The sequence below is a fragment of the Bacillus sp. AFS018417 genome (assembly GCF_002560985.1).
Lineage (GTDB): Bacteria > Bacillota > Bacilli > Bacillales > Bacillaceae_G > Bacillus_A > Bacillus_A rhizoplanae.
In genome coordinates, this window is the sequence record NZ_NTTM01000015.1 from 1 (window position 1) to 8,966 (window position 8,966).

At 31.4% G+C, this 8,966-nt stretch carries 5 protein-coding genes and 2 pseudogenes; 3 read left to right on the forward strand and 4 right to left on the reverse strand.

The genetic code is table 11. The features are described from left to right. Window positions 1-218, reverse strand: a pseudogene (locus CN326_RS08605) (hypothetical protein); the annotation flags it as partial. 382 nt (window positions 219-600) lie between these two features. On the opposite strand from CN326_RS08605, the pseudogene CN326_RS25550 reads away from it, so the two are divergent. From CN326_RS25550 to CN326_RS08615, 3 genes and pseudogenes are all read left to right on the forward strand, one after another. Beyond that, window positions 601-802, forward strand: a pseudogene (locus CN326_RS25550) (MerR family transcriptional regulator); the annotation flags it as partial. 788 nt (window positions 803-1,590) lie between these two features. After that, the gene (locus tag CN326_RS08610) at window positions 1,591-2,778 is read left to right on the forward strand and encodes a ParM/StbA family protein (protein WP_098308299.1); all 1,188 of its coding nucleotides are present in this window, start codon (window positions 1,591-1,593) and stop codon (window positions 2,776-2,778) included. Window position 2,779: 1 nt separating this feature from the next. Next, window positions 2,780-3,217, forward strand: a complete 438-nt coding sequence (locus tag CN326_RS08615) for a hypothetical protein (RefSeq protein ID WP_098308301.1) — start codon at window positions 2,780-2,782, stop codon at window positions 3,215-3,217. Window positions 3,218-3,526: 309 nt separating this feature from the next. Here the strand turns inward: CN326_RS08615 and CN326_RS08620 are convergent, their stop codons facing one another. From CN326_RS08620 to CN326_RS08630, 3 genes are all read right to left on the reverse strand, one after another. Beyond that, window positions 3,527-3,988 carry a DUF2690 domain-containing protein gene (locus CN326_RS08620; RefSeq protein WP_098308303.1) on the reverse strand — a complete coding sequence of 154 codons (462 nt, stop codon included), beginning with the start codon at window positions 3,986-3,988 and terminating at the stop codon, window positions 3,527-3,529. Window positions 3,989-5,150: 1,162 nt separating this feature from the next. After that, a complete protein-coding gene (locus CN326_RS08625; RefSeq protein ID WP_098308305.1) occupies window positions 5,151-6,851 on the reverse strand; it encodes a hypothetical protein in 1,701 nt (566 codons plus the stop codon). Window positions 6,852-8,046: 1,195 nt separating this feature from the next. Further along, window positions 8,047-8,412 (reverse strand): hypothetical protein, encoded by a 366-nt coding sequence (locus CN326_RS08630; protein WP_098308307.1) that lies wholly within the window; start codon window positions 8,410-8,412, stop codon window positions 8,047-8,049. Window positions 8,413-8,966 lie beyond the last annotated feature (554 nt).

Sequence of the window (8,966 nt, forward strand, 5' to 3'; positions counted from 1 at the left end):
CTATTTGCATAATAGTCATTAAGACTAAATCGTGATTTTACAGTAATTTGCATACTCTCAGAACGTCTGGAGGTGCCAGAACGTTTTTCTAACACTTCCGTTTGAAAAGCGAAATGCTTCGCACGATTAAATACGAAAAGAGCATATCCAATAGCTTCAACATACTTCGGATTCAGTGCATTCTTATAGATACGAATTGAAAAATATGCTTTTTTCATTGGACACGCTCCTTTCTTGTTTTGTATACACAAAGTATACCAAAAAGGAACGTACGTTTCTATTTATATGCCTAAAAAAAACAAAAAAAGCGATTCATCCCCCACCTACCGCTTCGCGCTTGAGGTGGGGGTCTTCTCGCCAGATATGATAAAAATTCCTAATTTTATTGTACATAAAATGGTAAATAAAAACAGCTTGAGATTTAGTGTGATCAGCAAGCTGTTTTTCATCAAACTTTATTATAAATTATCAATTTGTTTTAGAAATTATCGAACTTAATTACTAAGCCACACAAATAATTTTTTGTATATAAGCAATACAAAGTAGACACTAGAAGAAATAACGGGAAGCCTTGATAACTCTGGATAAAACGCTACATAAACGGATAGCGTTCACGAAGAAACAGCTGTCGAGATAACACTGCCAAAGCGTTCAAAAAACGCCATTTCAGTAATTCAAAATACACTTTCACACATATTTCAGTAACAAAACCAAACTAGATATAACCATTAAATTACTACCTGAGGACCGTCAAGATAACACAAAGAAAACGTTCATTCAGTGTTTATTTAACCGGAATTAATTTATTTTTTATAGTTCATACTGCAATTTTGTGTACAAATACGAAAAAAAATATGTACACAATTAGCATATCAGATTCTTTTATACCTTATGAGATCCTGATTTACCCCTAAATAACTTTCCAATTTAAATATAATATTTTTCTTTATAATTTCTTTTAAAGCGGCCATCAACCGCTTTTTTTGTATATTTATCCTGGACAAACAAATTATGTCGGGATTCTCAAAAGTAATTGAAGGTGAACTATTATTTATTAAAATCTAAAATTGCAAAACTAAATACAGGAATTGATCCGCCATCTATGGAAACGTTCTCTAGAGCTTACAAAATTAATTTCAAGAAGCGCATATGATAAATCTGACACACGGCTTATTACACCCATCTGAAATATCTAATAAGCTTCTCTTAATAATGTACAGTCACAAAAGTTAATTAAGTTCTTATAAGCTATTACATTTAAATATTGAACTCATCATTTGAAGATTTATTTATCATAAGGATATTTTCTGTAGAAACACCTATATAAAATAAATATCTAAAAGATATTTATTTTATATAGGGAGGAATCAAAATACCTTTTCATTGATTTTAAATATAAAATTAATTTATTTATAATATCTAAAAGATATATTTAAAATATTTATCCTCCCCACGCAATTAAATATATATTTAAAAGATATTTTTTGGATATATATTTGATTTCTATAGTTGAAATCCACATGTTTTTTGTGTTATAATATATCTAATAGATATCAAAAGGAAATAAAATAAAAATAGAGGTGATTTATAATGACAGATTCAAAAGTGACTAATCTTCATTTAAATATTGAAGGCGATATTGGTAACGATTCATTTAAAGGGTATATTAATGGACAATATATAAAAATGAAGAATGTATATCAAAGTGTTTATTCAATGCCAAATGTTACGGAAACGAATACTCAAAAGAATGTAATTAATTTAATAGATAACATGTTCGTAAATATTGCTAGTAAATCAATTAGAAGATCCGGAATGTATTTTATTGGTAATCGCGCAATGATGACTGGAAAAAACCCTAAAAACATGAATATTAAAGTGGGCCAGAAGTATAATGATGATTTACCACTGATTAATATGCTAGGTCTTCTTGCAAATAAATCTGTACAACTTGAATGGGAGCAAACTGAAGAACTACCTCAATCCATTAACGTTACAGTTGATCTCATTTCAGCAATTCCAGCAAGTCAATGGACTCCTGCAAATGCTAAGCATTTAGAAAACCGCTTTACTAGCTCAAATCATGTTGTTATTGTTTATGTCGGTGAAGAACAAGTAACAGTTACCTTAACATTTAACAGTGCAAACATTACTCAAGAAGGTGTTCCTCCTTTATACGCAATTCTTGAAGGTGAAGAAGATATGTTTAGTGATTTTATTAAACTATATAAAGACAAACTTGAGGTAGAAACAATAAAAGGATCATTCTTTAAGAACAAAAAGATCTTACATAGTGACATTGGAGATGGAACAACTGAGTATATATACACAGTTGGCGTAAATCCAGTAATTGATGCTTGTAGTGGAGAAAGACGTGGAGTTGGGCATGCTACAGAAGAAGCTGTAAAACTATTGAATCAGGAACGTGGAACAAATATTAAACGTCAACAATTCTCGCAAATCCTTCAAGATGTAGACCATAAATACCATGAAGAGTCCACTGGGTATTTTAACATTACAAAAGTGGAACAAGCTGAACTTATTTTAGAAGATACTGATGAGAAATATGTAAATAATACAGCAAGTGAAGCTGAAATTTTATGCGTATACGGCGGCGGAAGTGTTACTTTTAAAGACGAACTATACAATCAGTTACTAGAGTACTGTAATCGAGTTGGAATGTACTTACTGTGGATTCCAGAACAATATGCTGTAGATATGAATGCTAGAGGAATGCAAGTTATCAAGAAAATTCTTACTCGAAAAAAGGTGAGATAATATGTCTGACAAGAAAAGAGAGTCCTTCTTTTGGAATCTCAAAAAAATTGAGAACGAAGAATTCTTTAAATGGTTTGAATCTCAAGGAAATATAGCAGATTCATTATATAAACTTGTCTGTTACTTTATTGATAAACATGGCTTACAAGATGTTGGTGATTATAAGATTCAACAACAAATGCAAAGAGAAATTTTACTTCAAGATAAAGATTTTTTAAATGAAGTTAAACGGGTCATATTGAATGATTCAAATCTTATTCTCAAAAAAGAAGACCAAAACACCCATAATGAGATAAAATCTCCTAATGAGGAAATTGAGACTTCTGAAGAACAATCTGATAATGAAGATGTAAAAAAAGAAGACGTTTCTACATCTGAAACAAAAGCTTTAAACGATGAATATGAAGATCTTGATACAGCAAGTTTATTTGGTAATTAGTGCTGTCAAAATATCAAAAAGAGTCCTGGATACTAGGACTCTTTTTTTTAGCTTTTTCTTCAATTAAAGCGCCCTTAGTTGAACAAGAAATTTTATTGTGTAAGTGTATTTTTTTCAAAATTTTTAGCCTTATTTTCTAAGTTCCTCACTTTTTGGGAGCTGAGTAGCGTTTGGGTAGCTTTGGAATAATGTTTGATCAAATTGATACTAATAACCTTGATAAACGAGCAAAAAGAAAGAGCGTGTTTTGGATTAATCTTTTTTCAAAACACGCTCTCAATATATTCAATTTAGAATTGAACTAAAGAATTAATACCAACGAGTATATAAATAATGAAAACGACCACCACCATCATATACAATGAGAACATTAGCAGTAGCACGAGCAGTATACCCTGCATCATTAACCTGTTTAGTATAACAAGATGTTTGTCCTAGTGATTTTCTGGCAGTACATGAATAAGATTTGCCATCATTTCGTGTAATTCGTGCTGTTCCTTCTCTTATTGCTGGATCACCACCAAGAGTTAATTTAGCCCAAGCACTTCTACAACTAGGGCTATAGCGAAGGTCAACTTGAGCACCACTATACCAACTGGTGTTATTCCAATCAGGTACTGTTATTGCATCTCTAGCACATCCTGTAGCAATCGGGTCTGATCCATTAACAACTGCGGCTTCCGCTTTGGGCATTGGTGCTGCAAAAGAAAATATAGAAACTAACATTATCACAGCACCGATCATTGTTGCCCATTTCTTAAGATTGTTCATTTCTTCATCCCCCTCTTAAAATGGTTTTAAAATACATAACTATCCTAACATGGAAAAATTTGAAAATAAACATTATTTTGAATATATCTCTTCAAGGTTACACATCCCCCTGTAGCCTTGAAATACCCATACTTTACGTTCAATAAAAAGAATCCATTTTGAAGAAAATTAATCAAAATGGATTCTTCTCCAGTAGATAAAACAGGTAAACTTTATTTCAAATCATTAACTATTGATAAAAATGTTATGTAAAACACTATATATGGCCTATTTAGTCGTCTTTTTACTGTATATATGCTGGAAGCATAAGATTTATAGATTCATTGCAATTGTCCTTAAGTTTTTGCACCAGGATCTTTTAAACTAAGCTTCAACTACTTCATTTATGTTTCCAAAATAAAATTGTTATCTCTTTAATAAAATCTAATATAAATATATATCTTATATATATTAAAAATATAAAGATTAAACTTATATAGGATCAACAAATATGGATAAAGTACTACTGTAACAAGGACTTTTACTATACTATACTGTAAAAAATCATAAATGGCAGGATTTAGAAATGAAAAACAAGGCATTATGGAGATACATTACCTACAAATAATCAGAAACTAAAACACATATTTCTACATAAAAAATGAAACAAATTGATTCAGTCTAAAACATATTTATTCAATAGCTAGATTTCTACTCTATCCCCTATATTTCCACAATTTAATGTTATTTATCCCCAATGTATTCACAGCAATAGCTACATACTCCACATAATTCAGTTATTCCACATTACTCACATAAAACTTGATGAATTTAAGTAGATGAGTCCATAGAATCCTTATATTACAACAATATTGGGATTATTTTATTCACACTGGACTAGATCTATATACATATCCACTAAATATAAAGTTTTCTTTCTGATTTTTTATAGAAAAAAGACTCTCTTTGAGCATCTGTCTGGAAGAAGGAAAGGAATGTTCTGTGGAAAGAGAAGGATTAGAATAAATTTCTTGTATAAGAGTGCATAAAAAAAGGCTCTATTTTCAATAGAGTCTAGTAAAATTTCATATTAGTGGAGTCAACTAGAAGGTCTTTAATTTATAGGGTCAGCACGAATAGCCCTCTACTTTTGATTTTTTCAAAAATAGAGAGCTGCATGTAGTTAATTTGCTTCCATTATTTCTAGTACCTGTTCAGCTGTTGATACCTGGATACCAGAGCGTATTAACCGTTCAAAGGTGCGCGTAAATGTAAGCAGATTAAAACTGTCCGGTACTTCAATGACACGAAGCTTTTCTTTCGGTAATGTATCAATCTTTTCAATGAACCATTCACGAACATCACTAGGAATAGAACGTTCTTTATGACCTCTTGTTTTGAGAAGTTCACGCATTTCAATTTCTAAAGCAACATAAGCATGTAGATTTGTACCTTGTTCATAAGCGTACTTTCTAAATAGCGTTTCTTCTTGATACTTTAGATAATTACGGTGATAGGATTCTTCCGTAACTGGTACTGCGAACTTTTGTTTAAGAAGTTCGTGGGTCTTTCTGAATAAACTCTTGATACTTCGAAGTGAATACATCGAGAAGTGTAATCCAAAATCGAATACGGCTTGTTCTTTTTGTTCTTTCGGAACATGTTGTGTAATGAGAGGATAAATTCCTTCTTTAGCTGCCGTATCAAGAATTTGATATTGTGATGTTTGATTTAATAATTTTTTAAGCGTGTAAACAAGTTTAGCTGGATATTCTTCATTGCGATCTATCATGTCACGTAAGCCGCGAACTACGCTACGAATTTGTCGATGACATGTATATTTCAGTATATGAATGAATTTATTCATGTCCTGCGCAAACTCACCAATGTTCATCTCTTGTAGGACTGACTCGATAAAACGAGCTTTACGAGCATAAGTCACTTTTGGCACAAATGGATCGCGATACTGTACTTCACCTGCTTCTTTGGTACATAAGAAGTCGTTATGTAAGGATACATATAATGTTGTGTATCTTTTTTTGTTCTTAACCCCTTTTTGTAGTTTGCAAATTTTAAAAAGAGGAGTACCTGTGCATGATAGTGCAGTCGTGATTTCTGTCATGACTGCGCGAATTTGATGCGGATATTTCTTATGTAAAAAGCGATACATTCCGCCAAAGTGAGTTTTGTTTCCTCTTTCATCTTGTTTATCTAAGGAACGTTTGAGTGTAGTCTCTGAATGCTGTTGCATCGCAATGTCCAGGAATAGTTTCTTAGCTGCAACTGACATTTCAAAGAATTCCTTTGTAAATACAACTGGACTAATGTAGACATAAGCGTTTGGCTTTTCTGTCTCTGGATTCATAAAGTCAGTTAACTTAATCGTATATCGACCATCTAATTCATTTTCAATAGAGATAATGTTATGTAGGTTCAATTTTTTTAAAGCTATGTAAAATTGAGAATGTTGTATGTAGGCCAATTCTTCTTTATATTGCTTATAGTCTTCCCAAAGCATATGTACAGTTACATTTGGAATGACACCATTTGTATAGCACTTCTTATGTAAGTATAGAAATACTTCAAGATCTGCATTTGTAATACCATACAATTTATGTTTTCTTCCGATTCCTTGTGTAATAGTAGAAATGGATTGGCGTGAAAAAGATGGTTGTGCTTGTGCCACAAATCCGTCTACATCCGCGATACGTTCCTCATATGTCATATGATCGAGAATATCCCCAAGATATGTATCTTTATAGCTATAGTATTTGTCTTCAAAAGCTTCAACAAGTTTTTGCCAAGATTTCAATGTTACTAAAACAGCATTGGTAGATTGTCCATTTAGACTACGTTGATTACGAATAATAAATGACTTGCCCATCTTTTTCACCTCCTACATATAAATTCAGAAATATATGTCAAAATACTATAAAATATACCAATTTTTATTATAGCAAATTGAAAATTGGTGAAAGCTGCTCCTTTAAGGGGGATTTTTAAAAGATGAAACACTCGATAAAACCAGTTGTGACAAGGGTTTCAAGATTTTTGTGAAAAAACTTTGTGTCAGGGATATGGCAAAAAAGTGTTTCATGTATTAATTGTATAAAGGTGTTAGTGAAACAACAGCGAAACCATTGATATATAAGGGTTTTATGAGGTGTTTAGAGATTTTTAGGTCAAGGATATGGCAAAAGTGTTTCATGTTTATTTATAAGTTGTTTATTATAATAAAGTACGTTGAATATAGATAGGAAGAGGGATTATCAAGGTTATAGTAAGAAATTTAGGTCAAGGATATGGCAAAAGAAATTTTGTGATTCAAAATTTAAAAGGTCAAGGATATGGCAAAAGTGTTTCATGTTTTAAATGATGGGTGAAATCTGCAAAAATAGGACAAAACCCTTGGTGCATAAGGAAATATTGGTGTTTTTCATGTGTTTTATGGTCAAGGATATGGCAAAAACGTTTCATGATGTTTTATTTTTTCTATTTATATAACTTGCTTTAAACCGTTGATATATATAGGTTCAGGACATAATAAAAAAAATTTCCGAGTATGTGTGTGTGAAGAGAAAATTTAGCTAATGTTTCATGTTTTGTTTTTTAGGTCAAGGATATGGTAAGGATGTTTCAAGTTATTTGTTTCAAATTGATATGAAACATTTGAAATTGTGTATGGTGTTGCTTTGAAATAAGGTTTGATCAAAAATATCTAGCAGACCCGTGTTTTAAAACAAATAAAAAAATCCATTTTAAAAAAAGATTGATAAAAATGGTTTCTTTTTCAGTAGATTTAAGTTTGGTTTTTATAAAAAAGATTGATCATTTTCTACCTATGATCTACTACAATCGCGCCCAATCGGAAGATCATTCCAATATTACTGTAAATTGATAATAAAGTTATTTAATTTCGATATAAATATATAAGAGCCTTGCTACATTTTTTTGTAGTAAGGCTCTTTAAAGTTGTTTAATTTCTATCCATTTAAATGTATTAGTACTCAAAAATCAATAATAAAGTTGTTTAATTCTTATTGAACTAAAGCACCCGTTACTCTATTTAGTTAGATAAGTTATTTATCACAAAAATTGTCAATCACTTGAATAGCTAGTTTCAACGCTTTTATTCTTCTTTCTAAAAGCGTTCTTTGGGGACTACCAGCCTTTGACTTATCATAAATGTTCTCAATTGATGGAAGCAAACCAGTTAGAACATTGCAAGCTTCTGCTAAATCGTCCTGGGTATAATGATGGGGTCTTTGATTCCAAACGTTTTCTAGCATTGCTAAACCTATGCAAACAGCTTTGAGTCGTTTCTTTACTAAGGTAGTATTTGCGCCTTTCTGAGTCATCTGTGACAAGGCATTTTCGAGTTTACTGATTGTCGATTGTAAAGATTTTATTGATTCCAATTTATCTACATTTGATACGTTTTCCATGTTAGTACTGTCCCTTCTTCGTTTTTGAATTATTTTGCTTGATACTTGATAAAATCGTTAAGAACCTGATTTCACTCGCAATATTTTAACATAAATAACTAACTCTCTTGGAGAGTAATCCTCAACATTCTGACTCAATTGTTGAACACAAGTTAACTAACACTCTTCAACTAAGGGTAATGACAGAAACCCTTCACTGCTCCAACTAACCTGCCTGTTAATCTAATAAGAATTAAACAACTTTATTATTTTTCAAACGACTTTATTGTAAATTAAACAACTTTTTTGTCACTTAACAATTACTTTACAGTAGTTCTATTTCACAATACCCCGTAACGCAAAAAAAGCCAAACACCATTCAACTATATCAATGGTCTTGGCTCATTTTATTCTCTTATTTGTTGTAAGTTAAGGAGATGTCAGCAATCACTGGGAAATGATCGCTTGGAAATTGTCCATTTTTCTGATAGTTAACGATTTCAATTTCATTAGTTATAAGGTTTCCTTTACCGAGAATCCAGTCAATACGGTTGGCAGGTCCTTTACCAGTAGGA

Excerpts from the sequence above, each read along its gene's own strand:
- CN326_RS08610 (WP_098308299.1), top strand. The coding sequence starts at position 1,591 with ATGACAGATTCAAAAGTGACTAATCTTCATTTAAATATTGAAGGCGAT.
- CN326_RS08615 (WP_098308301.1), top strand. The coding sequence starts at position 2,780 with ATGTCTGACAAGAAAAGAGAGTCCTTCTTTTGGAATCTCAAAAAAATT.
- CN326_RS08620 (WP_098308303.1), bottom strand. The coding sequence starts at position 3,988 with ATGAACAATCTTAAGAAATGGGCAACAATGATCGGTGCTGTGATAATG.
- CN326_RS08625 (WP_098308305.1), bottom strand. The coding sequence starts at position 6,851 with ATGGGCAAGTCATTTATTATTCGTAATCAACGTAGTCTAAATGGACAA.
- CN326_RS08630 (WP_098308307.1), bottom strand. The coding sequence starts at position 8,412 with ATGGAAAACGTATCAAATGTAGATAAATTGGAATCAATAAAATCTTTA.